At 69.7% G+C, this 24,194-nt stretch carries 25 protein-coding genes; 16 read left to right on the top strand and 9 right to left on the bottom strand.

Annotated elements, in window-relative coordinates:
- Nucleotides 1-192: 192 nt before the first annotated feature.
- Nucleotides 193-1,470, top strand: coding sequence for a LuxR C-terminal-related transcriptional regulator (locus tag AC2IPW_RS15625; protein ID WP_486375158.1), 1,278 nt, complete (start codon nucleotides 193-195; stop codon nucleotides 1,468-1,470).
- On the opposite strand, the gene AC2IPW_RS15620 is transcribed toward AC2IPW_RS15625, so the two are convergent.
- Nucleotides 1,454-2,002, bottom strand: coding sequence for a gluconokinase (locus AC2IPW_RS15620; RefSeq protein ID WP_081005316.1), 549 nt, complete (start codon nucleotides 2,000-2,002; stop codon nucleotides 1,454-1,456). The genes AC2IPW_RS15625 and AC2IPW_RS15620 overlap by 17 nt on opposite strands.
- A 40-nt stretch (nucleotides 2,003-2,042) precedes the next feature.
- Nucleotides 2,043-2,357, bottom strand: coding sequence for a WhiB family transcriptional regulator (locus tag AC2IPW_RS15615; protein WP_003938109.1), 315 nt, complete (start codon nucleotides 2,355-2,357; stop codon nucleotides 2,043-2,045).
- A 248-nt stretch (nucleotides 2,358-2,605) separates the two neighbouring features.
- On the opposite strand from AC2IPW_RS15615, the gene AC2IPW_RS15610 reads away from it, so the two are divergent.
- The 3 genes from AC2IPW_RS15610 (at nucleotide 2,606) to AC2IPW_RS15600 (ending at nucleotide 5,431) form a co-directional block, all read left to right on the top strand.
- On the top strand, nucleotides 2,606-3,691 hold the full coding sequence (locus AC2IPW_RS15610) for an S-(hydroxymethyl)mycothiol dehydrogenase (RefSeq protein WP_003938108.1): 1,086 nt from the start codon (nucleotides 2,606-2,608) through the stop codon (nucleotides 3,689-3,691).
- Nucleotides 3,688-4,347, top strand: a complete 660-nt coding sequence (locus tag AC2IPW_RS15605) for an MBL fold metallo-hydrolase (RefSeq protein WP_289377619.1) — start codon at nucleotides 3,688-3,690, stop codon at nucleotides 4,345-4,347. The genes AC2IPW_RS15610 and AC2IPW_RS15605 overlap by 4 nt, the downstream gene beginning before the upstream one ends.
- A gap of 61 nt (nucleotides 4,348-4,408) precedes the next feature.
- Nucleotides 4,409-5,431, top strand: a complete 1,023-nt coding sequence (locus tag AC2IPW_RS15600) for a CobW family GTP-binding protein (RefSeq protein WP_371383637.1) — start codon at nucleotides 4,409-4,411, stop codon at nucleotides 5,429-5,431.
- Between the two features lie 28 nt (nucleotides 5,432-5,459).
- Here AC2IPW_RS15600 and AC2IPW_RS15595 read toward each other — a convergent pair whose 3' ends face one another.
- From AC2IPW_RS15595 to AC2IPW_RS15580, 4 genes are all read right to left on the bottom strand, one after another.
- Entirely contained in the window at nucleotides 5,460-6,911 is a 1,452-nt protein-coding gene (locus AC2IPW_RS15595; RefSeq protein ID WP_486375157.1) for a DEAD/DEAH box helicase, read from the bottom strand.
- Between the two features lie 175 nt (nucleotides 6,912-7,086).
- On the bottom strand, nucleotides 7,087-7,533 hold the full coding sequence (locus AC2IPW_RS15590) for a molybdenum cofactor biosynthesis protein MoaE (RefSeq protein WP_003936928.1): 447 nt from the start codon (nucleotides 7,531-7,533) through the stop codon (nucleotides 7,087-7,089).
- Complete coding sequence (gene moaCB / locus AC2IPW_RS15585) at nucleotides 7,526-8,572, bottom strand: bifunctional molybdenum cofactor biosynthesis protein MoaC/MoaB (RefSeq protein WP_486375156.1); 1,047 nt, start codon at nucleotides 8,570-8,572, stop codon at nucleotides 7,526-7,528. Before moaCB ends, AC2IPW_RS15590 begins: the two co-directional genes overlap by 8 nt.
- The gene (locus AC2IPW_RS15580; RefSeq protein ID WP_486375155.1) at nucleotides 8,569-9,759 is read right to left on the bottom strand and encodes a molybdopterin molybdotransferase MoeA; all 1,191 of its coding nucleotides are present in this window, start codon (nucleotides 9,757-9,759) and stop codon (nucleotides 8,569-8,571) included. Before AC2IPW_RS15580 ends, moaCB begins: the two co-directional genes overlap by 4 nt.
- A gap of 119 nt (nucleotides 9,760-9,878) precedes the next feature.
- On the opposite strand from AC2IPW_RS15580, the gene moaA reads away from it, so the two are divergent.
- Both moaA and AC2IPW_RS15570 read left to right on the top strand, forming a co-directional pair.
- Complete coding sequence (gene moaA, locus AC2IPW_RS15575) at nucleotides 9,879-10,940, top strand: GTP 3',8-cyclase MoaA (protein ID WP_486375154.1); 1,062 nt, start codon at nucleotides 9,879-9,881, stop codon at nucleotides 10,938-10,940.
- Nucleotides 10,933-11,190 carry a MoaD/ThiS family protein gene (locus AC2IPW_RS15570; protein ID WP_289377614.1) on the top strand — a complete coding sequence of 86 codons (258 nt, stop codon included), beginning with the start codon at nucleotides 10,933-10,935 and terminating at the stop codon, nucleotides 11,188-11,190. The genes moaA and AC2IPW_RS15570 overlap by 8 nt, the downstream gene beginning before the upstream one ends.
- A 32-nt stretch (nucleotides 11,191-11,222) precedes the next feature.
- On the opposite strand, the gene nadE is transcribed toward AC2IPW_RS15570, so the two are convergent.
- Complete coding sequence (nadE, locus tag AC2IPW_RS15565) at nucleotides 11,223-12,062, bottom strand: ammonia-dependent NAD(+) synthetase (protein WP_486375153.1); 840 nt, start codon at nucleotides 12,060-12,062, stop codon at nucleotides 11,223-11,225.
- A 75-nt stretch (nucleotides 12,063-12,137) separates the two neighbouring features.
- On the opposite strand from nadE, the gene AC2IPW_RS15560 reads away from it, so the two are divergent.
- Nucleotides 12,138-12,911 carry a fructosamine kinase family protein gene (locus AC2IPW_RS15560; RefSeq protein ID WP_486375152.1) on the top strand — a complete coding sequence of 258 codons (774 nt, stop codon included), beginning with the start codon at nucleotides 12,138-12,140 and terminating at the stop codon, nucleotides 12,909-12,911.
- A complete protein-coding gene (locus AC2IPW_RS15555; protein ID WP_054373952.1) occupies nucleotides 12,908-13,456 on the top strand; it encodes a nucleosidase in 549 nt (182 codons plus the stop codon). Before AC2IPW_RS15560 ends, AC2IPW_RS15555 begins: the two co-directional genes overlap by 4 nt.
- 9 nt (nucleotides 13,457-13,465) lie before the next feature.
- Here the strand turns inward: AC2IPW_RS15555 and AC2IPW_RS15550 are convergent, their stop codons facing one another.
- Nucleotides 13,466-14,254, bottom strand: a complete 789-nt coding sequence (locus AC2IPW_RS15550) for an META domain-containing protein (protein ID WP_486375151.1) — start codon at nucleotides 14,252-14,254, stop codon at nucleotides 13,466-13,468.
- A 5-nt stretch (nucleotides 14,255-14,259) separates the two neighbouring features.
- Nucleotides 14,260-14,889: a TetR/AcrR family transcriptional regulator gene (locus tag AC2IPW_RS15545; protein ID WP_371383643.1), complete on the bottom strand. Its 630-nt coding sequence runs from the start codon at nucleotides 14,887-14,889 to the stop codon at nucleotides 14,260-14,262.
- 87 nt (nucleotides 14,890-14,976) lie between these two features.
- On the opposite strand from AC2IPW_RS15545, the gene AC2IPW_RS15540 reads away from it, so the two are divergent.
- The 8 genes from AC2IPW_RS15540 (at nucleotide 14,977) to nrdF (ending at nucleotide 24,171) form a co-directional block, all read left to right on the top strand.
- Nucleotides 14,977-15,537: an NAD(P)H-dependent oxidoreductase gene (locus tag AC2IPW_RS15540; RefSeq protein WP_289378570.1), complete on the top strand. Its 561-nt coding sequence runs from the start codon at nucleotides 14,977-14,979 to the stop codon at nucleotides 15,535-15,537.
- Between the two features lie 140 nt (nucleotides 15,538-15,677).
- Nucleotides 15,678-16,226 (top strand): 2Fe-2S iron-sulfur cluster-binding protein, encoded by a 549-nt coding sequence (locus tag AC2IPW_RS15535; RefSeq protein WP_289378571.1) that lies wholly within the window; start codon nucleotides 15,678-15,680, stop codon nucleotides 16,224-16,226.
- Complete coding sequence (locus AC2IPW_RS15530; protein WP_289378572.1) at nucleotides 16,223-17,212, top strand: FAD binding domain-containing protein; 990 nt, start codon at nucleotides 16,223-16,225, stop codon at nucleotides 17,210-17,212. The genes AC2IPW_RS15535 and AC2IPW_RS15530 overlap by 4 nt, the downstream gene beginning before the upstream one ends.
- A complete protein-coding gene (locus tag AC2IPW_RS15525) occupies nucleotides 17,209-19,323 on the top strand; it encodes a xanthine dehydrogenase family protein molybdopterin-binding subunit (protein ID WP_416061333.1) in 2,115 nt (704 codons plus the stop codon). Before AC2IPW_RS15530 ends, AC2IPW_RS15525 begins: the two co-directional genes overlap by 4 nt.
- Nucleotides 19,324-19,516: 193 nt before the next feature.
- On the top strand, nucleotides 19,517-19,747 hold the full coding sequence (locus AC2IPW_RS15520; RefSeq protein ID WP_003936942.1) for a redoxin NrdH: 231 nt from the start codon (nucleotides 19,517-19,519) through the stop codon (nucleotides 19,745-19,747).
- 69 nt (nucleotides 19,748-19,816) lie between these two features.
- On the top strand, nucleotides 19,817-20,245 hold the full coding sequence (gene nrdI, locus AC2IPW_RS15515) for a class Ib ribonucleoside-diphosphate reductase assembly flavoprotein NrdI (protein WP_003936943.1): 429 nt from the start codon (nucleotides 19,817-19,819) through the stop codon (nucleotides 20,243-20,245).
- Nucleotides 20,246-20,343: 98 nt separating this feature from the next.
- Nucleotides 20,344-22,509 carry a class 1b ribonucleoside-diphosphate reductase subunit alpha gene (gene nrdE / locus AC2IPW_RS15510; protein WP_054373946.1) on the top strand — a complete coding sequence of 722 codons (2,166 nt, stop codon included), beginning with the start codon at nucleotides 20,344-20,346 and terminating at the stop codon, nucleotides 22,507-22,509.
- 651 nt (nucleotides 22,510-23,160) lie between these two features.
- On the top strand, nucleotides 23,161-24,171 hold the full coding sequence (gene nrdF / locus AC2IPW_RS15505; protein ID WP_486375150.1) for a class 1b ribonucleoside-diphosphate reductase subunit beta: 1,011 nt from the start codon (nucleotides 23,161-23,163) through the stop codon (nucleotides 24,169-24,171).
- Nucleotides 24,172-24,194: the final 23 nt, after the last annotated feature.

Genomic DNA, 24,194 nt, shown 5'->3' with positions numbered 1-24,194 from the left:
TGAGCGGAATGCTAGTCCAGCTCTCGAGCGCATTGTCCGGTTGCGGCATCGGATCCCGGCCGCCTCGATCCGGCGCGGTGAGCAGCAGCGCCGCAGCGGGGCATGCACCCGGTCCGCCGACGCGCGTATCCGGGTGACCTCCCGCCGAGCGGGGGAGCCGGTTCTCGGAGCGCCCGCGCTATCGTGGCCGGAGTGAGCACCACGATCCCGGCCCCCGACACGATGATCACCCACCTGCGGGACGTGCTGGTCGGGCCGCTGACCGAGATCGGCCAGCGCTTCTCGGCGCTGCTCACCGACCTAATCCCGCACACCGCCCTGGTGATCTTCACGCGGGAATGCACCGGCCGGCCGCGCAAGGTGGCCGGCGACCCCGGAGTCGTCGACCGGGTGACCATCGCCGAACTCGACCGCATCCGGAGCGAGCTCGCGACCGGGCAGATCCGTCGCGGCCCGGCCCGGATCGCCGGCCGGGACCGCGACGTGTGGGTGATCCTCGATGCGACCGATACGCTGCTCGTGCTCGTCCCGGACAGTGCCCGCCCCGCCTCGATTCCGCTCGAGCTGGTCCGGGCCCTGTTCGCCGTCGTGGCCACCGGAATCCAGCTCCAGGTCCGCAACGCCAGCCCGGCGTATCTCGCCGAATCGCGTGCCGCCTCGTCCGAACGCGCACGGACCGTTGCCGAGCTCACCGAGGCTCATGCGATGACACTCGAGTCGATCCTCGCGACGCTGCGGTCGAGGGATCTCGACGACACCCGGGCACGCGTCACCGCGCGGGAGACCGCCACCAATGCCCTCATCGGGCTCCGCTCGGCCGTCGACCGTCACCGTGAGCTCGCCGAGGAAGCAGTGACCACGGCCTTCGCCCGGCTGCACGGGGAGTTGCGTGGTCTGCTCCGGCATCGCGAGGTGGTCCTCGAGATGGTCGCCCCGCCCGTGGACGGGCGGGCGCTGCCCGGAGAGGTCGCGCACGCGGCGCGGGCTCTCGCTCGCGGCGCGGTGCTTGCGATGTCCGCGCAGGCGGACCTCGGCCGCATCCGGGTGGCCTGGAACTGTCACGGCGGCGACCTGCTGATCGACATCCGGGACGACGGGGACGGCGAGGCCGACGCGGCCGACCTCGCGCGGCAGTTGCGGGACCGGGCCGAGACCCTCGGCGGCACCGTAGAAGCCGAGTCCACGCCGGGGTGGGGGTGCCGTGTCGCGGCGCGGCTACCGCTCGACTTGCCCGCACCGGTGGCCGGTGGCTCCGCACTCGAGGCGCTGGCGGTGCTCGCGCCCCGAGAGGTGGAGGTGCTCGAGCACCTCGTCGCGGGCCGGCGGAACCGGATGATCGCCGAGCGGCTCGGCGTCAGCGAGTCGACGGTCAAGTTCCACGTGGCGTCGGTGCTCCGCAAGCTCGGCGTGAGCACCCGCGGAGAAGCGGCCGCGCTCGGTGCGGAGGCGGGGATCAAGGCCGCGGGTTGACGTCCGTCCCGTGCATCCATTCGGTTGCGCGCCCGACGATCTCGGAGGCGATCGCGGCGGGCTCGTCGCCGATGCCGACGACGATCGCCGCTTCGTCGGGTTCGAGCGGCTCGAACGCGGCGAACTGCGAGTCCAGGAGGTCGGCCGGCATGTAGTGGCCGTGCCGTGTGCGCAGTCGTTCCCGGATCTGTTCGCGCGTGCCTGCCAAATGCACGAAGACCACGTTCGCACCGGCCAGGTCGTCGCGGTAGCTGCGGCGCAGTGCGGAGCACGTCACCACTCCAGGCCGGCCCCGCGCGGTGTGGTCCCGGATCCATTCGCCGATCGACGCGAGCCACGGTGCCCGGTCGGCGTCGCCGAGCGGCCGGCCGGCGGCCATCTTCTCGACATTGGAACGCGGATGCAGGTCGTCGCCCTCGAGCAGGTCCCACCCCAGGGCGTCGGCGACGAGTGCCGCGACGGTCGACTTGCCGGAACCGGACACACCCATGATCACGAGAATCGGTGGGCCGGAACGGGCGGGAGAGTTCACATCTGCCTCCGTCGGTCGACGCCGGACGCCGGGGCGTTCGTCAGCGCCCCAGCATGCCCCACCGGGTGGACCGGTTGACGGCGGCCCGGCGCGAGCGGCGCTCGGATTCCGACATTCCACCCCAGACGCCGTACGGTTCCCCGACCTCCAGGGCGTGGGTGCGGCAGCGCTCGAGAACCGGGCATCGGGCGCAGACGAGCTTGGCGCGGTACTCGCGCAGCTCGCGCGCGTGCCCACGTTCCCCGTCGGGATGGAAGAAGGCCGACGACTCGTGGCCGCGGCACGCAGCGTGCAGCTGCCAATCCCAGCTCTCGCTGCGGGGGTGGGGGAGGGTCACCGTGTTGGCGATCGACATTGCACTCCTCGGGCCTGCGAGGGGTCGCCTCGCCTGGACGCTGCGCCCTGTGAGGGCGGTCATATCGCAGCTTAGCCCGACTTCCGTGCCTGATCAACGCTACTTATGCATTTTCGAGTTGAAAGTGCGGGCTGGTCTTTCGGTCAGGTGAAGCCCCTCCTTCGATCAGGTACCGGGTCGTCCCGCCGTCGATAGCGTGTGCGCATACCGCGATACGTCGCGTGAGCACCGAGGAGAAGGAGGCAGTCATGCCACAGCAGGTACGGGGCGTCGTCGCCCGCGCGAAGGGCGCTCCCGTCGAGGTCGTGCCGATCGTCATCCCCGATCCGGGGCCGGGCGAGGTCGTCGTCGCGATCGCCGCGTGCGGGGTGTGCCACACCGACCTGCACTACCGGGAGGGCGGCATCAACGACGAGTTCCCGTTCCTGCTCGGCCACGAGGCGGCCGGGGTCGTCGAGTCCGTCGGCGAGGGCGTCGACTCGGTCGCGGTCGGCGACTTCGTCGTCCTCAACTGGCGGGCCGTGTGCGGGCAGTGCCGCGCCTGCAAGCGCGGCCGCCCGCAGTACTGCTTCGACACCCACAACGCGACGCAGAAGATGACTCTCGAGGACGGCACCGAACTGACCCCGGCCCTGGGCATCGGCGCGTTCGCCGACAAGACCCTCGTGCACGCCGGGCAGTGCACCAAGGTCGATCCCAGCGCCGACCCGGCCGTCGTCGGCCTGCTCGGCTGCGGGGTGATGGCCGGACTGGGTGCCGCGGTGAACACCGGCGGAGTCACCCGCGGCGACTCGGTGGCGGTCATCGGCTGCGGAGGCGTCGGCGACGCCGCGATCATGGGTGCCCGCCTCGCCGGGGCCAACAAGATCATCGCGGTCGACCGGGACCCGAGGAAACTCGAGTGGGCCACCGACCTGGGCGCGACCCACACCGTCAACGGCGCCGAGACCGACCCGGTCGAGGCGATTCAGGAGCTGACCGGCGGCTTCGGCGCCGACGTGGTCATCGACGCCGTCGGCCGCCCGGAGACGTGGAAGCAGGCTTTCTACGCCCGTGATCTGGCCGGCACCGTGGTGCTCGTCGGCGTGCCCACCCCGGACATGACCCTCGAGATGCCGCTGATCGACTTCTTCTCCCGCGGCGGATCGCTCAAGTCCTCCTGGTACGGCGACTGCCTGCCGGAGCGGGACTTCCCGATGCTGGTCGATCTCTACCAGCAGGGCCGGCTGCCGCTCGAGAAGTTCGTGACCGAACGCATCGCCCTCGACCAGGTGGAGAAGGCGTTCGAGACCATGCACCGCGGCGAGGTGCTGCGCTCGGTGGTGGTCCTGTGACCGGGGCGAGCGGAGCGACGGGGAATCGACACCAGCTGCGTATCGACCGGGTGGTCACCCACGGCACCTTCGCCCTCGACGGCGGCGAGTGGGAGGTCGACAACAACATCTGGCTCGTCGGCGACGACGAGGAGGTGGTCGTGATCGACGCTGCACACACCGCGCAGCCGATCATCGACGCCGTCGCGGGGCGGAAGGTGGTGGCGATCGTGTGCACGCACGGGCACAACGACCACGTCACCGTCGCGCCCGAGCTGGCCGAGAAGCTCGACGCGCCGATCCTGCTCAACCCGGCCGACGACGTGCTCTGGGAGATGACCCACCCCGGTGTGGCACACCGGTCGCTCGAAGACGGGGACCGGATCACGGTGGCAGGCACCGATATCCAGGCCATCCACACCCCCGGGCATTCGCCCGGCTCGACGTGCCTGTACCTGCCGGAGGCGGGTGAGCTGTTCACCGGCGACACCCTGTTCTCCGGCGGGCCGGGGGCGACCGGGCGCTCGTACTCGGACTTCCCGACCATCATCGGCTCGATCCGCGACAAGCTGTTCGCCCTGCCCGCCGAGACGACGGTGCACACCGGTCACGGTGACGGCACCACGATCGGCACCGAGTCCCCGCACCTCGAGGAGTGGATCCGCCGGGGCAGCTGACCCGGCTGCGGTGCGTCCCGTCGCCGGACCGCGCGGCGGGACGCACCGCTACGCTCGCTTCATGGCGAACGAGCGGATCCCCGTGGTGATCGTCGCAGGCTTTCTGGGCTCCGGGAAGACGACCCTGCTCAACCACCTGCTGCGGAACAACCGTGGCGCACGAATCGGAGTGATCGTCAACGACTTCGGCGCGGTCAACATCGACTCGATGATGGTCGCGGGGCAGGTCGACTCGATGGTCTCGTTGAGCAACGGCTGTCTGTGCTGCGCCGTCGACGTCGCCGACATGGACGCGATGCTCGACCGGCTCGCGCACCGCGCCTCGGACATCGACGTCATCGTCGTCGAGGCCAGTGGACTCGCCGAGCCGCGCAACATGATCCGGCTCGTCGTGGGGTCGGGCAACGAGTACGTGGGTTACGGCGGGCTGGTCCTCGTCGTCGACGGGGCCGAATTCGGCGGCACTCGTGAGCGGCACCCCGAACTCGACCAGCACGTCGCGCTGGCAGATCTCGTGCTGCTCAACAAGACCGACCGCATCGACGGCGACGTGCACGACGAACTGCTGGAAACGCTGTGCCGCCTCAACGACCGCGCCGCGATCGTGTCCACCGTGCACGGGCGCATCGATCCGGCGCTGTTGTTCGACATTCCCGAACGTCCCGAGCCGCAACCCGGCGAACAGCTCAGCCTCGACCAGTTGCTGTACGAGGAACACGACGGCGAGCACACGCATCTGCACGACGGCTACGACGCCGTGGACTTCGATTCGCCGGTACCGTTGCACCCTCGCGCCCTCGTCGGCTTCCTCGAGGACCAGCCGGCCGGGGTGTTCCGCATCAAGGGGTACGTCCACGTCGTCGCCGGAGGTCGGACCCGCACCTACCTGCTGCACACTGTGGGCGACCACATCCGCTTCGATCCCGTGCGGCGTACGGGCGACGCCCCTGCCACCACCCGGCTCGTCGTGATCGGTGCCGATCTGGATCCCGATGCGGTACGCGCCCGGCTCGCCGCGTGCGTACCCACCGAACCGGTGCCGGCCGACGCGATGCTGGCCGTGCACCGGTTCACGCCGCGTTGAGTGCGGGTCCGGGAACCTGTCTGCCGGTCTATCCCCGTGCGGCAGTCGCCGACGGGCGGTTCGGGCGACGACGGCGGCCGGCCTGACCGGCGCGCTCTTGCCGGGCCGGTTGTTCCCGTCGCGACGCGCCCTGCTCCCGGGCGGCACCGCCGCCGTGCTGTCGGGCGGCACTGCCGCCGTGCTGTCGGGCGGCACTGCCGCCGTGCTGCCGGGCGCCGCGCTGAGCGGTCGCTCCGCTGCCGCCGCGTCGGGCCGGCCGTCGCGATCCACCGCCCGAGGGGGCCGGCGCGGCCTGCTTGGCGGACGGCGCCACGTGCGGGGCGATCTCGCCGACCAGATCCAGCACGTGCTCCGACTTCGCCGTCACCCGCACCGGGGTGACCTTGATCGCAGCCTTGCGCATGATGACGGCGAGATCCTTGCGCTGTTCCGGCAGGACCACGGTCACGACGTCGCCGGTGCTTCCGGCGCGGGCCGTGCGGCCCGAACGGTGCAGGTACGCCTTGTGTTCGGCCGGCGGGTCCACGTGCACCACCAGTTCCACGTCGTCGACATGGACGCCGCGGGCCGCGACGTCGGTGGCCACGAGCACTCGCGCCTCCCCGGAGGAGAACGCCGCGAGGTTGCGGTCGCGCGCGTTCTGCGACAGGTTGCCGTGCAGATCGACGGCGGGAATGCCGGACTCGGTGAGCTGACGGGCGAGCTTGCGGGCCTGATGCTTGGTGCGCATGAACAGGATTCGACGGCCCGTGCCGGAAGCCAGGGTCCGTACGAGGTCCTTCTTCGTGTCGGCGTTGTCGACGTCGAACACGTGGTGCGTCATCGCTGCGACCGGGGAGTGCGCCTCGTCGACCGAGTGCAGCACCTCGTTGCGCAGGAACCGCTTGACGAGCTTGTCGACCCCGTTGTCGAGCGTGGCCGAGAACAGCAGGCGCTGACCGTCCTTCGGTGTCGCGTTCATGATCCGCGTCACGCCGGGAAGGAAGCCGAGGTCGGCCATGTGGTCCGCCTCGTCGAGCACGGTGATCTCCACCGCGTCGAGGGTGACGAACTTCTGCCGCATCAGGTCCTCGAGCCGGCCCGGGCAGGCGATCACGATGTCCACGCCGCGGCGCAGTGCGTCGACCTGACGGTTCTGCGAGACTCCGCCGAAGATGGTGGTCACCCGCAGCCCGGCCACCCGTGCGAGAGGCTCGACGACCGCGGCGATCTGCGTTGCCAGCTCGCGGGTGGGGGCCAGCACCAGTCCACGCGGGCGGCCCGCCGCGCGGGTGGCGCCGCCGGCCAGGCGCGCGGTGAGCGGAATGGAGAACGCCAGCGTCTTGCCGCTGCCCGTGCGGCCTCTGCCGAGCACGTCACGGCCGGCCAGCGTGTCGGGCAGCGTGTCGACCTGGATCGGGAACGGGCTGGTGATGCCGCTGTCGTTCAGGGAGGCCACCAGGGTCCGGGGGACGCCGAGGTCGGAGAAGGAAACGGTCATGGGTGCAGAACTGCCTTTCGATGCAGCGTGCACGCACTCCGAGACGCTCTCGGAGGGCGCAGTGGATCGCCGCAAGGAAAGCCGATGCCGGTGTTGCATGCGGAGCCGGGCACGATCCCGGCCCGCCGGTATCCCACGACGGTGGGCATCGTCGTGATGCCCGAACTACCGCAGCCTACCCCACGCCGGGATGCTCGTCGGCGCACGCGTCGAGGCCGACCCACTCGGACAGGCCGTCGTCGAAACGCTGCCGCTTCCAGATGGGAACCTCGCGTTTGATGCGTTCGACCAGTTCAGCGCACACGGCGAAGGCCTCGGCCCGGTGGGGTGCCGCCACTGCGGCCACCAGCGCGAGATCGCCGACGGTGAGATCGCCCACTCTGTGCACCGCGGCGACCGGCAGCCCCGAATCGGCCGCCAGCTGTTCGCAGCAGCGGCGCAGGAAGTGCTCCGCCTCCGGATGGGCCTGATACTCCAGCGCACTGACCGAGCGCCCCCCGTCGTGGTTGCGCACCACGCCGCTGAAGAGCACGACCGCCCCGTGCTCGGGGCCGGCCACGGCGGCGTCCACGGTGCCCGGATCGAGCGGTTCGCTCGAGATCCGCGCCAGCAGTTCACTCATGCGCTCCTCCTCCGGCGACCTGAGCCAGCAGGTGACCGAGAATCGGCTCGAGCACCGCCAGCCCGTCCTTCACGCCCCCCGGTGAGCCGGGCAGATTGACCACCACCGTGCGGCCGACGAGGCCGGCCACACCGCGTGACAGCGACGCGTGCGGGGTGACCTGCAGGCCACGCAGACGGATCGCCTCCGCGACGCCCGGCAGCTCGCGGTCCAGCAATGCCAGCGTCGCTTCCGGCGTCGCATCCGTCGGGGAAGCGCCGGTCCCGCCGGTGGAGATCACGAGGGCGGGATCGCCGGCGAGCGCGTCCTCGAGTCCCCACGCGATGTCCGCGTCGGCGTACACCAGCGGACCCCGCACCGTGAAGCCGCGCGTCTCGAGAAACTCCGCGATCAGCGGGCCCGTCCTGTCCTCCCGCGTACCGGCGGCCACACCCGTGGACGCGACGAGGACCGTCGCCGGCGCACCCGTCTGTTCGACGAAATCGTCGTCCTCCGGCGCGACGGTCACGGCCTCTTCGGCGGTGGCGGTCTCCTCCTCGCGGCGCTGCCAGTGCCCGCGTTTGCCGCCGGCCTTCGAGAGCAGCCGCACCCCGTTCAGGACCGCGGCGGGGTCGACGGCCTTGACCATGTCGTGCAGCGTCAGCCCGGCCACCGCGACGGCGGTGAGGGCTTCCATCTCGACGCCCGTGGGGCCCTTCGTCTTTGCCGTGGCCTCGATCGTGATCGCGGTGTCGGTGAACCCGAAGGTGACCTGCACCGACGACAATGCCAGCTGGTGGCACAGCGGAATCAGCTCCCATGTGCGCTTGGCCGCGGCTATCCCGGCGATTCGCGCGGTGGCGAGCACGTCCGCCTTGGGCATGTCGTCGGCCCGCACCAGCGACACCACCTCCGCGGTGGTGACGAGTTCGCCGGCGGCGACCGCGACGCGGGCGGTGTCGGACTTGCCGGACACGTCGACCATCCGGGCGCGGCCACTGTCGTCGAGGTGGCTCAGAACGCCGCTGTCGGGCATGGTGACGTCGTGCGGTTCGGTCATAGCGGCAGCACCCTTACGAGTTCTCCGGGTTCGAGACCCGTGGTGTCGGCGGGGATGTCGAGCAGGACATCCGCGGTGGCCATCGCGGCGATCAGGTGGGACCCGGCGCCGGGGATCGCCACCACGGCGTCGCCGTCGCGCCGTCCGCGCAGGAACTGACGCTTACCGGGAACGGAGACGAGACTCGTTGCCAGAGGGCGCTTCTCGGGATCGATCGCGGGCAGGCCCGCGGCGGACCGCAACACCGGCCTGGCGAACACCTCGAACGAGACCAGCGCGCTGACCGGGTTACCGGGAAAGGTGAGCACCGGTACCGCATCCACCCGCGCCGTCCCCTGCGGTCCACCGGGTTGCATCGCCACGGACACGAACTCGGCACCGCGCGGGCCGAGCACGTCCTTGACGACTTCGAAGTCGCCTTTCGACACTCCGCCCGAGGTGAACACCACTTCGGCCACGGAGGTCGCGTGCGCGAGTTTCGCGGCGAACACCTCCGCGTCGTCGCCACTGCGATCCACCGAGACCACCAGCGCGCCGTTGGCGGCCGCGCTGGCGGCCAGAGCCGGCCCGTTCGAGTCGTGGATCCTGCCCGTCGTGAGAACGCTGCCACCGGGCACCAGTTCGCTGCCGGTCGAGATCACCGCCACGCGCGGTCGGGTGCGGACGGGCACGTGGGTGAGACCGACCGCGGCGAGGGCCGCGACGTGCCGGGCGGCGACGACGGTCCCCGCCGGCAGCAGGGGACGGCCGCGACCGATGTCGCTGCCGCGTTCGCGCACGAACGCGCCCGGGGCGGGCGCCGTGCGCAAGGTGACGTGGCCCCCGTCGTCGGTCACGGTGTCCTCGACCGGGACGACGGCATCGGCGCCGACGGGCAGTGGCGCCCCGGTCATGATCTTGGTTGCAGTTCCCGGCACGTGCGCCGTCTCGCCGTCACCGGCCGCGAGGACGGCACGAACGGGCAGGGTCACCGGTGCGGTGGTGACCGACCCCGTGTCGACTGCGTACCCGTCCATCTGCGAGTTCCGGAAGGTGGGAAGGTCGATCGGGGCGACGAGGTCCTCGGCCAGTACCCGGCCGAGCGCATCGAGGAGCGGGACCGGTTCGGCCCCGCGGATCAGCAACGGGGAGAGCAACGTCGCCACGTGTCGCGCATGCTCCTCCACCGACCGCCTGCCGCCCGCCATGCGTCAATCCTAGGCACACCGGACGCGGCGCCGTGCGCCCTTGTCGAGTCGTGGATTTCGCTCCCGCCGCGCGAGGGGACCCGTAACGGCATACTGAGGGTCATGAGGAGGGAGGCCCGATGACGGCGGTACACGTGGGGATCCCGGTGGTGCGCCCCGTCGCGGCCGAGGACGTCTCCGACCGGCCGGACACCCCTGTGCTGCTCGACCGCTTCGGGCGTGTCGCCCGCGACCTGCGGGTGTCGATCACCGAGAAGTGCTCGCTGCGATGCACGTACTGCATGCCGGAGGAGGGCCTGCCGGCGATCCCGCGTGAGCGGCTGCTCAGCGCCGAGGAGATCGTCCGCCTCGTGGCCGTGGGCGTGCACCACCTCGGAATCCGGGAGGTCCGCTTCACCGGCGGCGAACCGCTCATGCGGCGGGACCTCGAGCAGATCGTCGCCGGTTGTGCCCGCGTCGTGCCCGGGGTGCCGCTGGCGGTGACCACCAATGCTGTCGGTCTCGCCCACCGGGCCGATGCGCTGGCGCGGGCAGGTCTGACGCGGGTCAACATCTCGCTGGATTCGGTCGACCGCGCGCGGTTCGCCCAGCTGACCCGGCGCGACCGGCTCGATTCGGTGCTGGACGGGATCCGTGCCGCCAAGGCGGCGGGATTCGCGCCGGTGAAGGTCAATGCCGTGCTGATGCCGCAGACCCTGGACGGAGCTGCGGACCTGCTGGCGTGGTGCCTGGACGAGGGCGTGCAGTTGCGGTTCATCGAGCAGATGCCGCTCGATGCCGACCACGAGTGGGCCCGGGCGAACATGGTCCCCGCACAGCGGCTGCTCGACCTGCTCTCCGCCCGCTTCGCCCTCACCGAGGTGGGACGGGAGGATCCGTCCGCGCCGGCCGAGCGGTGGGCCGTCGACGGTGGTCCGGCGACCGTGGGCATCATCGCGTCGGTGACCCGGTCGTTCTGCTCCGACTGCGACCGCACCCGCCTGACCTCGGAAGGCACCGTGCGCTCGTGCCTGTTCAGCGATCGGGAGACGGACCTGCGGGCGGCACTGCGGGGCGGGGCGAGCGACGACGAACTCGCCGCGTTGTGGCGCGGCGCGATGTGGAACAAATGGGCCGGGCACGGCATCGACGCGGCGGACTTCACGCCGCCGCAGCGCAGTATGGGAGCAATCGGTGGCTGACACGACGGGTATCGAGGTGCGGTATTTCGCCGCGGCGGCGGATGCGGCCGGGGTGGAGAAGGAGACGGTGGCGTTGCCGCCGACGGCGGATCTGGGGGCGCTGAAGGCGGCGCTGGTCGACCGGCACGGCGCCGAGATGGCGCGCGTGCTGTCGGTGGCGGCGTTCCTGGTCGACTCCGAACTGACTCGTGACCTCGGACGCGCCGCCGGCCCGGCGGTCGACGTGCTGCCCCCGTTCGCCGGCGGCTGACGGGACCGGCCCCGCCCGGTGCCGGCTCCCCGTCAGCGCCACCAGGTGTCGAGCGGCGACACCGGCACGGTCCGCTTGTGGCGGGTGTTCAGGTACGTCCGTTCGAGCTTCCCGGCGAGCGCCGGGGTGACGTCCTTGCCCTCGAGGTAGTCGTCGATCTCCGCGTAGGTCATGCCCAGGGCCACCTCGTCCGGAAGGGCCGGCCGATCCTCCTCGAGATCCGCGGTCGGGACCTTCTGCCACGTGCTGTCGGGAGCCCCGAGTTCGCGGAGCAGCGCCGCACCCTGCCGTTTCGTCAGGCCGCTGAGCGGGGTCAGGTCCACGCCGCCGTCGCCGTGCTTGGTGAAGAACCCGGTCACCGCCTCGGCGGCATGGTCGGTCCCGACGACCAGAAGCCCGAGCTGACCGGCGATGGCGTACTGCAGGATCATCCGCTCACGGGCCTTGATGTTGCCCCGCACGAAGTCGCTGAGCTGCGATCCGTTGCCGTAGATCTCGTGCATGGCCTGCCCGGCCTCGGCGGCGGAGGCGTCGGCACCGGGCTTGACGTTGATCCGCAACGAGCGGTCGGGGCCGATGAACTCCATGGCGACCTGCGCGTCGTGCTCGTCGGCCTGTTCGCCGTAGGGCAGTCGTACGGCGACGAACTCGGCCTCGTGTCCCTCCGCGCGCAGTTCCTCCGCGGCGAGCTGGGCGAGACGGCCGGCGAGCGTGCTGTCCTGGCCGCCGCTGATGCCGAGAACGAATCCCTTGGTGGAACTCGACACGACGTAGTCCTTCAGGAACTGCACGCGGGACCGGATCTCCGCCTGTGGGTCGATCGTCGGCCGGACGCCGAGTTCCTCGATGATCTGCGCGCGAAGGTTCGTCATCGTTCGAACCCTAGCGGGACGTCCGGCGGTGTGCTCGGGTGACATGTGCGGCACGCGGCGGGCACACTCGTGACGATGAGCAGCGACCTCTTCCGCAAGCACGGGGCCGGGGCCCACCCCGACTTCTTCCGCGCCGAGGCCGCAGGCCTGGGCTGGCTCGCGGCCGCGGGCATGTCCGTCGTCGCCGTCCGCGAGGTCGGGGCGGACCACATCGATCTCGAGCGGTTGACCGAGGCGGCCCCCAGCGCGGCGGCGGCTCGGGGGTTCGGTGCGCGCCTCGCCCGCATGCACGCTGCGGGCGCCCGCGGATTCGGTTGTCCGCCGGACGGATTCGACGGCCAGCTGTTCATCGGCAAGCGCCCGATGAGCAGCACCGTCCACGCGAGCTGGGGCGAGTTCTACGTGACGGAACGGGTCGAGCCGTTCCTGCGGATCGCGGTCGACGCGGGCAGCGTCACCGCGACGCAGCTGCCGGACATCGAGAAGGCCTGCGCGCGCGTCGCCGCCGGCGAGTTCGACGACGACGAGTCGCCCGCCCGCCTGCACGGTGACCTGTGGAACGGCAATGTGCTGTGGACCGCCGCGGGTGTGGTGCTGATCGACCCGGCGGCGCACGGCGGTCACCGGGAGACGGATCTGGCGATGCTGGAGTTGTTCGGCTGTCCCCACCTCGACGAGATCGTCGCGGCCTACGACGCCACGTGCCCGCTGCGGGAGGGGTGGCGCGAGCGCGTGCCGATGCATCAGCTGCATCCGCTGGCGGTGCACGCGGCGGGCTACGGTGCAGGGTACGGGCGGGCGCTGCACCGGGCAGCGCTCGCGACCCTCGCGCTGGGAGAGCAGAGTTGACCGAGATTCTCGTCGTCGCCGCCACGAGGTCCGAGGCGGCGCACGTCCCGGCGCGCTACGAGACGGTGATCACCGGCATCGGCAAGGTGCACGCCGCCGTCGCGGTGACCGAGGCGCTGGCGCGGCACCGGCTCGGGACGCCGCCCACGGTGGTCAACCTCGGGACCGCCGGGGCGCTGCACATGCAGCACGGCGGGCTCTACCTGCCGTCGGCGGTAATCAACCACGACATCAGCAGCGAGGTGCTGCGCAGCCTCGGCTATCCGGTCGAGGACGTGGTCGAACTCGAGGGCGGGGACGGGACGGTGCTCGCCACGGGCGATTCCTTCGTCTCGGACGCGCAGGTGCGGGATGCGCTCGCGGCCCGCGCCGACCTCGTCGACATGGAGGGTTTCGCGATCGCCTTCGCCGCGGCCCGCATGGGTGCGCCGTGCCGGCTGGTCAAACACGTCAGCGACCACGCGGACGAGACCGCGCTGGACTGGCCGGCCAGGGTCGACGCCAGCGCCCGCGAACTCGCGCGGTGGCTGGTGGAGCAGTACTGAGCCGGCTCGTCAGCGCGCGGTGTACCCGAGACCGGTGACGCCGTCCGCGCCGGTCAGTCGCATCCGCGCGCCCTCGACCGCGTAGCGCACCTCGCCCGACAGCACGGCGAGGACGGTCGACTCGATGCGCGCGAGCTCCGGGTCGGGGCACGCGGCGCGGGTGGTGGCCAGCGGCCCGAACGTCAAGGTGTCTCCGACGGTGACGTGGCCGGTGAACCGGTTGCAGCCGGTGCTGCCCGAGACCGTGCCGTCGTCGGCGACGGTCAGCGTGGGCGCGGCCTCCTCGAGGGCCCGGGAGGTCGACACCGCGGCGGCCGTGACGAGTTCGGTGAGCACCCACTGCGTGCCCACGACGGGACGGTCCGGGTCGGCGACCGTGCGGTCGAGCAGGGACACGGACACGTCGCCGCCGTCGAGGGTCAGCATGTCGCCGTCGAGGTGCCAGCGCGGCTGCGCGGCGAACAGATCGGACAGCCAGGTGTCGGCGCCGTCGAGCGGCCGCGGGCACGACATGAGAGTGCTGGCGAGCCGGTCGGCGCGCAGCACGCCGTCGGCGAGATCGACCGAGCCCACCGAGCGGTTGCAGCCGGCGGTCGCAGCGATCCGGCCCGACTCGGGGAACTCGACGACGAGGGGTCCGCCGCCGGGGATCGGTGGGCCCGACACGGCGGTCGAAACGAATGCCCGTCCCGTGAGCAGGGCGGGGTCCTGGGGCGGGGCGGCCGCGCCGTCGCCCGCACAGGCGGCCGTCGTCGCCGCCAGCGCGAGGAGCACCGAGAGCCCGAGCGTCCGCAGCATGCCGGTCACCGTACCGTCCGCCCGGCGCGGGCCGGTGCCGCGACGACGCGCCGCGCGAGGTCCGCCCACCCGTCGGCGAGCCGGTCGAGCGAATACCCGAGATCACGCCACTGATGCAGGACCAGGGTGGCCTCCAGGGGGGCGAACAGGGACTGGGCCAGCAGAGGCAGGTCGCCGTCGACCCCGGCGGTACGCAACAGGATCTCGATGTGGGTCAGGCTCACCGCTCGCGCCGGGGCATTGAAGCGCGCTTCGGCAGAACTCTCGGCGGCCCGCAGCACCTCGCCCTGCACCTCCACGAGGTGGATACGGGCCCGGCCGAACGCGACGAGACGGTCGACGGGATCGGCGCCGGGGCCGAGCGGTGGGGGACCGGTGAGGAACTGCTGCTGCAGGGCCTGTTCGGAGTGGTCGAGCAGCGCGCGCATGAGTCCTGCGCGGGAGCCGAAGCGCCGGAAGACGGTGCCCTTGCCGACCCCGGCGCGCGCGGCGACGGCATCCATCGTGACCGCGTCGACGCCGCGTTCGGCGACGAGGAGCGAGGCCGCCTCGAGGAGCCGCCGCCGATTGCGGGCGGCGTCGCACCGTTCGACGCCCTCGTCTCCGGCGAGCGGCAGCAGCGGAATGTTCACCACGTCACAGTACCGCCCGGGAACATAAGTGGACCGTAGTCCGTTTAGAGTGGAGTCAGACACGGACACCCGAACCGAAGGAACACTCCCATGTCCCAGACCCGCGTTCTCGCTCTCGTCGGCAGCCTGCGCTCCGGCTCCGTCAATCGCCGCCTCGCCGAGACCGCGGCCGCCGTCGCGCCGCAGGGCGTCGAGGTCTCCGTGTACGAAGGCCTCGCCGAGGTGCCCTTCTACAACGAGGACCTCGACGGCGAGACGGGCGCCCCCACCGCCGCCGAGGCGCTGCGCGTCGCGGCGAGCGAGGCCGACGCTCTTCTGCTCGTCACCCCCGAGTACAACGGCACCATCCCGGCCGTGCTCAAGAACGCCATCGACTGGCTCTCCCGCCCGTACGGCGCCGGTGCCCTGGCCGGCAAGCCCGCCGCCGTGATCAGTGCCTCGCCGAGCGGCAACGGCGCCAAGTGGGCGCTCGAGGAGACTGTCAAGGCGCTCGGCATCGCCGGCGGCCGGACGGGCCTGCAGCTGTCCATCGCGGGCACCCTCGACAAGTTCGGCGACGCCCACCCGAAGGAGAACGCCGAGGTCGCCGAGCAGATCTCCGCGCTGCTGTCCGAGCTCGCCGCCGCCCGCCGGGAGCTCGTCGACGCCTGAGCCGACCACGTCTCGGACGGCCCCGGACCGCGCACGGTCCGGGGCCGTCGGTGTCCGTGCCCGATTCGCGCCCGCGGTCGTGATTGCCGGGGCATGCTGCGGGGAATACCTCGCCAGTCCCCATCGCGACGGAGGAGCCCATGGCGCACGAGAGCGACAGTCCCGGCGAACACGAGCACACGATCACCCTGCGCGTCGACGGCCGTGAGCGCCGCTGCACCGTCGACGTGCGCACGACGATCCTCGACGCCCTCCGCGACCGGCTCGGGATCTACTCCCCGAAGAAGGGCTGCGACCACGGTCAGTGCGGCGCGTGCACGGTCCTGCTCGACTCCCGACGTATCGTGAGCTGTCTGTCGCTCGCGGTCGCGCACGACGGCGCCGACGTCGTCACCGCCGCCGGAATCGCGGACGACGGGCCGTCGCATCTGCCCCAGGCGTTCGTCGAATGCGACGCGTTCCAGTGCGGCTACTGCACGCCGGGCCAGATCTGCTCCGCCGTCGGCATGTTCGACGAGATGGCCAAGGGCGCCCCGAGCCATGTCACCGCGGACCTCACCCAGGATCCGGAACTCACCGACGACGAGATCCGCGAACGCATGAGCGGAAACCTGTGCCGGTGCGCGGCCTACCCGAACATCGTCGAAGCGCTCCGGCACGTCGCGAGCGGGGAGGGGCACTGCTCGTGAAGACGTTCCGATACGAGACGCCCACCGATCCCGCCGCCGCGGTTGCCGCGGTCGCCGGCCACCCCGGTGCCGCCTACCTTGCCGGCGGCACCAACCTGGTGGACCACCTCAAACTCGGTGTCACCGCGCCCGACGTGCTCGTCGACGTCTCCCGTCTGCCGCTCGACGTCGTCGCGGAGACCGCCGAGGGCGGACTGCGGGTGGGTGCCAACGTGCGCAACAGCGACCTGGCTGCCCACCCGGTCGTGCGCCGTCGGTACCCGGTCCTGTCCCGGGCCCTGCTGGCCGGTGCGTCCCCGCAGCTGCGCAACATGGCCACCACCGCCGGCAACCTGCTCCAGCGCACCCGCTGCGTGTACTTCCGGGACCCGTCGACTCCGTGCAACAAGCGTGCCCCGGGCAGCGGCTGCACTGCACTCGGTGGCTACACCCGCTACCACGCCGTGCTCGGCGCCTCCGAACACTGCGTCGCCACCCATCCGTCGGACATGGCGGTGGCGCTGCTCGCGCTCGATGCCGAGGTGACGGTGCTCGGCGCGCAGGGGGAGCGGTGCATCCCCGTCGAGCAGCTCTACCGGCTTCCCGGCGACAGCCCCGAGCGCGACACGGTGCTCGAGCGCGAGGAGCTGATCCTGGACGTCGAGATCCCCGCCCCCGAGGGCGCCGTCTCGACGTATCGCAAGGTGCGCGACCGGGCGTCGTACGCGTTCGCGCTCGTCTCGGTGGCGGCGGACCTGACGGTCGCCGACGGGCTGATCACGGGATGCCGCATCGCTCTCGGCGGCGTCGCGCACCGGCCGTGGCGCGCCCATCGGGCCGAGCACGTCCTGCTGGGCAGCGCCCCCGTCGACGCCGTCTTCGCTGCGGCCGCCGACGCGGAACTCGCCGATGCCCGGCCCCTCGACGGCAACGAGTTCAAGGTGCCGCTGCTGCGCCGCACCCTCGTGTCGGTACTGCGCGAACTCACTTCGGAGGCAGTCGCATGACCCCCTCGGCCCAGCGCCCGATCGGCACGTCGACGGCGCGGGTGGACGGCCCGCTGAAGGTGGCCGGCGCCGCACCCTACGCGTACGAGCACCCGTTCGACGACCCCGCCTACCTCGTCCCGATCACGGCAACCGTGGCGCGGGGAACGGTGACCCGCGTCGAGACCGCCGCGGCGCAGGCCCTGCCCGGCGTGCTCGCCGTCCTCACCCCCTGGAGTGCCCCCAGGCTGGCGGACACCTCGGAGGCCGAGTACGCGGTCCTGCAGGACCCGGCCGTCGCCTTCCGGGGGCAGATCGTCGCCGCCGTGGTGGCCGAGACACCCGAGGTCGCGCGACACGCAAGCGAACTGGTGCAGGTCGAGTACGAGTCCGCACCGCACGACGTCGTATTCCGGCCCGATCATCCGCGCAGTTACGCCCCCGAACAGGCCAACGGCGGCTACCCCACCGACGCGGAACAGGGCGACGCCGCGGCCGTCGAGGTCGCGGAACGCGACGGCGTCGTCGTCGACGGCTGGTATTCCACGCCCGAGGAGCACAACAACCCGCTCGAACCGCACACCGTCGTCGCGCTGTGGTCCCGGGGGTCGTTGACGCTGTACGACTCCACGCAGAGCCCTCACGGCGTCGTCTCCACGCTGGCGCCCGTGCTCGGGCTGCGCCCCGAGCAGATGCGGGTTGTCAGTCCCTACGTGGGCGGCGGTTTCGGCTCGAAAGGAGCACCGCATGCCCACGACGTCGTAGCGGCGATGGCGGCGCGGCTGCTGCCCGGTCGGGCGGTCAAGTTCGCGGTGTCCCGGCAGGACATGTTCGGCTATGTCGGCTACCGACCGCCCACCGTCTCGCACGTCCGGCTGGTGGCGAGTCGGGAAGGGCGGCTCGAGGCGGTGGTGCACGAGGCCTTCTCGCAGTCCTCGCACGTGCGCGAGTACGCGGAGCAGACGGCGGTGTCGTCGCGGGGGATGTACGCCGCCCCGTATCGGCGTACCTCGCACCGCATCGTCGCACTCGACGTGCCTGCTCCCTACTGGATGCGGGCGCCGGGGGAAGCGCCGGGGATGTTCGCGGGGGAGGTCGCGATGGACGAGCTCGCGGTGGCGTGCGGGCTCGACCCCATCGAGCTGCGAGTGCGCAACGACCCGCCCGCCGACCCCGAATCCGGGCGTCCGTGGTCGTCGCGACGGCTCGTGGAGTGCCTGCGTGAAGGTGCGCGGGTGTTCGGCTGGGATCCGGCCGACCGTACTCCCGGCACCCGCCGCGACGGCCGGTGGCTCGTCGGCACCGGAGTCGCGGCAGCGAGCTATCCGCACCTGCTCAACCCCGGCACCGAGGTCAAGATCCGCCACGACGGCGACGGTCGCTACACCGTGCGCACGGGTGCCGCGGACATCGGGACCGGTGCGTGGACCGCGCTCACCCTCATCGCGGCCGACGCGCTCGGATGCGGGCCCGAGGACATCCATCTCGAGATCGGTGACTCGGCCCTGCCGAACGCCACGGTCGCCGGCGGGTCCTCCGGCACCTCGTCGTGGGGCACCGCGATCGTCGCCGCGGCCCACGCCTTCCGCAAGCGGCACGGTGACCGGCCGGAACCCGGTGCCGAGGCCTCGGCGACGGCCGAGGAGAATCCCGCGCTCGAGCACTACCGAATCCAGTCGTTCGGTGCGCATTTCGCCGAGGTACGGGTGGATGTCGACACCGGCGAGATCCGGGTACCGAGGATGCACGGCGTGTTCTCGGTAGGGCGGGTGGTCAATCCCCGCACCGCACGTTCGCAACTGATCGGCGGGATGTGCTTCGGCATCTCCATGGCGCTGCACGAGGAGAGCATCCGCGATGCCCGCACCGGGCACGTGGTCAACCACGATCTGGCGGAGTACCACATCCCCACCCATGCCGACATCGGGGACGTGGACGCAACCTGGCTCGACGAGGACGACCTGCACGCCACCCCGATGGGGTCACGCGGGGTCGGGGAGATCGGGATCGTCGGCAGCGCGGCGGCGGTCGTCAACGCCCTGTGGCACGCCACCGGGGCGCGGGTGCGCCGGCTGCCGGCGCACCTCGAGGACGTGCTCGCGCACCTGCCCGACAGCGCTGCGGGCGAGTGACGACCTGGGAATATCACGGCTGTAACTCACAACATCTCGCGTTCTATGATTCTGTCGGCCACTAGGTGTAGTGTCTAGAGCGCTGGAAGGCTTGATCGTTTCCGGTCCCTCGGGGAAGCGGGATCGCAGTGATACGACGGGCCTCGAGGCACTGCTGTGCAGTCAGTCGTCAGGTTGCCGAAAAGGGGAAGTCATGAACATCACCGTCTACACCAAGCCTGCCTGCGTCCAGTGCAATGCCACCTACCGAGCCCTCGACAAGGCCGGTATCGAGTACTCCGTCGTCGACATCTCGGAGAACCCCGAAGCGCGGGACTACGTGATGGCCCTCGGCTACCTGCAGGCCCCCGTGGTGGTCGCCGGTGACGAGCACTGGTCGGGCTTCCGTCCGGACCGCATCAAGGCCCTCGCCGTCGCCGCCTGACCCGTCGCGAGCCGACCCACCGCCCCTGCGGCCGGTCGCCGGACCCGAGCGAAGTGATGTGAGACATCCATGACCTCGTTGGTGTATTTCTCGAGCGCATCGGAGAACACGCACCGATTCGTCCGGCGACTGGGGTTGCCGGCCACCCGGATCCCGTTGCACGACCGGGACGGCGCCTTCGCGGTGCACGAACCGTACGTGCTGATCCTGCCGACCTACGGCGGTGGCACCACCGCAACCGGCCGGGACACGAATTTCGTTCCCAAGCAGGTGATCCGGTTCCTCAACAATCCGCACAACCGTGCGCTGATTCGCGGGGTCATCGCCGCCGGCAACACCAACTTCGGCGAATCCTATTGTTACGCTGGAGATGTGGTGTCCCAGAAGTGTAAAGTTCCGTACCTCTACCGGTTCGAACTCATGGGTACCGCCGAGGACGTCGAGCGCGTCCGCGAGGGCCTGACACAGTTCTGGGCGCAGTCGTTGCAGTCGGCCTGACCGCGACCCACCCACACAACGTCCACTCCATCAACGCTGCGCCACCGTCGGGGATACGGGCGCGGCGAACCCGTCTACTCACAGTGGGAGCAAGCACCGTGACCGTCACCGATGCCGCGCCGGCAGCGAGCGCCAAGATCGACGAGTCCCTCAAGGGACTCGACTACCACGCGCTCAACGCGATGTTGAACCTGTACGGACCCGACGGCGAGATCCAGTTCGACAAGGATGTCGCCGCCGCCCGCCAGTACTTCCTGCAGCACGTCAACCAGAACACGGTGTTCTTCCACAACCTCGACGAGAAGCTGGACTACCTCGTGGAGGAGAACTACTACGAACCCGAGGTGCTCGAGCAGTACTCCCGGCCGTTCGTCAAGCAACTCTTCGAACACGCCTACTCGAAGAAGTTCCGCTTCCCGACGTTCCTGGGCGCGTTCAAGTACTACACCTCCTACACGCTCAAGACGTTCGACGGCAAGCGCTACCTCGAGCGGTTCGAGGACCGCGTCTGCATGGTCGCGCTGACCCTGGCCGCCGGTGACGAGCAGCTCGCGACCCACCTGGTCGACGAGATCATCTCGGGCCGTTTCCAGCCCGCCACCCCGACGTTCCTCAACTCCGGCAAGAAGCAGCGCGGCGAACCCGTCTCCTGCTTCCTGCTGCGGATCGAGGACAACATGGAGTCCATCGGCCGCTCGATCAACTCGGCGCTGCAGCTGTCCAAGCGTGGCGGCGGAGTAGCGTTGCTGCTCAGCAACATCCGTGAGCACGGTGCGCCGATCAAGCAGATCGAGAACCAGTCCTCCGGCGTCATCCCCATCATGAAGCTGCTCGAGGACTCGTTCTCCTACGCCAACCAGCTCGGGGCGCGCCAGGGTGCCGGCGCGGTGTACCTGCACGCGCACCACCCCGACATCTACCGATTCCTCGACACCAAGCGCGAGAACGCGGACGAGAAGATCCGCATCAAGACCCTGTCGCTGGGCATCGTCGTCCCCGACATCACGTTCGAACTCGCGAAGCGCAACGAGGACATGTACCTGTTCTCGCCGTACGACGTCGAGCGCATCTACGGTGTGCCGTTCGCCGACATCGACGTCACCGAGAAGTACTACGAGATGGTCGACGACAAGCGCATCCGCAAGTCGAAGATCAAGGCCCGCGAGTTCTTCCAGACCGTCGCGGAACTGCAGTTCGAATCCGGCTATCCGTACATCATGTTCGAGGACACCGTCAACCGGGCAAATCCCGTCAAGGGCAAGATCACCCACTCGAACCTGTGCTCGGAGATCCTGCAGGTCTCCACGCCCTCCACCTTCAACGAGGACCTGTCCTACAGCCATGTGGGCAAAGACATCTCGTGCAACCTGGGATCGCTCAACATCGCCAAGGCCATGGACTCGCCGGACTTCGCGCACACCATCGAGGTGGCGATCCGGGCGCTGACCGCCGTGTCGGATCAGACCCACATCTACTCGGTGCCGTCGATCGAGCAGGGCAACAACGACTCCCACGCGATCGGACTCGGGCAGATGAACCTGCACGGCTACCTCGCCCGGGAGCGCATCTTCTACGGCTCCGAAGAGGGCGTCGACTTCACGAACATCTACTTCTACACCGTGCTCTACCACGCGCTGCGCGCGTCGAACCGGCTCGCCGTCGAGCGGGGTACGTACTTCAAGGGCTTCCCCGAGTCGAAGTACGCCTCGGGCGAGTTCTTCGACAAGTACACCGACCGGGTGTGGGAGCCGGCCACCGCCCGCGTGCGGCAGCTCTTCGCCGACGCCGGCGTGGCGATTCCCACGCAGGACGACTGGCGCGCCCTGAAGGCGTCGGTCCAGGAGCACGGCATCTACAACCAGAACCTGCAGGCCGTGCCGCCCACCGGGTCGATCTCGTACATCAACAACTCCACCAGCTCCATCCACCCGGTGGCGTCGAAGATCGAGATCCGCAAGGAAGGCAAGATCGGTCGCGTCTACTACCCGGCTCCCTACCTGACCAACGACAACCTGGAGTACTTCCAGGACGCGTACGAGATCGGGTACGAGAAGATCATCGACACCTACGCGGCGGCCACCCAGCACGTCGACCAGGGCCTGTCGCTGACGTTGTTCTTCAAGGACACCGTCACCACCCGCGACGTGAACAAGGCCCAGATCTACGCCTGGCGCAAGGGAATCAAGACGCTGTACTACATCCGACTGCGGCAGATGGCGCTCGAGGGCACCGAGGTGGAGAACTGCGTGTCCTGCATGCTGTGACTCAAAGCATTTCACCGCCAGGCTGGCGGTGAGAAAGAAGTGAGGGGTTCGACTGCCCAACAGTCGAACCCCTCATAGCCTCGACGCGCGAGACCGCATATCCAGAAGTTGAGCGTACACGAGTTGAACCTGGGAGAAGCCCCGGGGCTCAGTCGAGGCGTAGCCACCGTAGGAGGTGGTCGGTATGACTCGTCGAGTCAACCGAAGCGCAATAAGTGGTCGATTTGTCAGCAAGGCTTCCGCCGCCAGATGGCCTTCGAAAACCATTAACGAGGCGATCGGAAGTGGCACATCGAACCAGCGTTCGGTTACGAGATCGGCCGAGACCGGCCGGTTCGTGACCAAGCGTAAGGGTGGTGACGACCCACGCGGGACGGTCACCCAGCGCGTCTGATGTAACCCGTAGGTGGAGGATGGGATGCTCCCATCCTCCACCTACCCCTGTCTCAATCCCGAGAACTGCTAGCAAACTCGAATGCCATTACTCGCAACGACTTTCGCTGCAAAATTCGCAGAATGCTTGCCTGTGGGGCTACTATCCGTAGTACTACTACGTCGAGCCGGATGTTGCATGAATCCTGGCTTTCGTTCGGATGGCGCAGTCGATCGACTACGCCACAGTGGGCAAGTTGAGCCAACAGGGAAAGGTAAATGACTACTTCCGCACCCCGTGCGCATTCGCCAGCCGACGGCACACGCGTAAAGCTCATCGATCGTGTTTCCGCGATCAACTGGAACCGCGTCCCCGACGACAAGGACGCCGAGGTCTGGGATCGTCTTACCGGTAACTTCTGGCTCCCGGAGAAGGTTCCGGTGTCCAACGACATCCAGTCGTGGGGCACCCTCACCGAATACGAGCAAGAGCTGACGATGCGGGTCTTCACGGGCCTGACGCTCCTCGACACCATCCAGGGCACGGTCGGTGCGGTCTCGCTCATCCCCGATGCGGTCACCCCGCACGAGGAAGCGGTGCTGACCAACATCGCCTTCATGGAGTCGGTGCACGCGAAGAGCTACTCGCAGATCTTCTCGACGCTGTGCTCGAGCCGGCAGATCGACGACGCCTTCCGCTGGTCCGAGGAGAACGAGCACCTGCAGCGCAAGGCGCAGATCATCCTCGACTACTACAAGGGCGACGACCCGCTGAAGCGCAAGGCGGCGTCGACACTGCTCGAGTCGTTCCTGTTCTACTCGGGCTTCTACCTGCCGATGTACTGGTCGTCGCGGGCCAAGCTCACCAACACCGCCGACATGATCCGCCTGATCATCCGCGACGAGGCGGTGCACGGCTACTACATCGGCTACAAGTACCAGCGGGGTCTCGAGCAGATCACCCAGGCCGAGCGCGACGAGCTCAAGGACTGGGTCTTCGAGCTGCTCTACGAGCTGTACGACAACGAAACCCACTACACGGCGGATCTCTACGACCAGGTCGGCCTGACCGAGGACGTCAAGAAGTTCCTCCGGTACAACGCCAACAAGGCCCTGATGAATCTCGGCTACGAGGCGCTGTTCCCGAAGGACGAGACCGACGTCAACCCGGCGATCCTGTCCGCGCTGTCACCGAACGCCGACGAGAACCACGACTTCTTCTCCGGCTCGGGCAGCTCGTACGTGATCGGTAAGGCAGTCGTCACCGAGGACGAGGACTGGGACTTCTGATCCTCCCACCCACCCGGTGTGAC

It is taken from the genome of Rhodococcus sp. NS-SX18 (assembly GCF_057367935.1).
The sequence above is the reverse complement of the archived record's forward strand: the minus strand, read 5'-3'. Positions and strand labels throughout refer to the sequence as shown.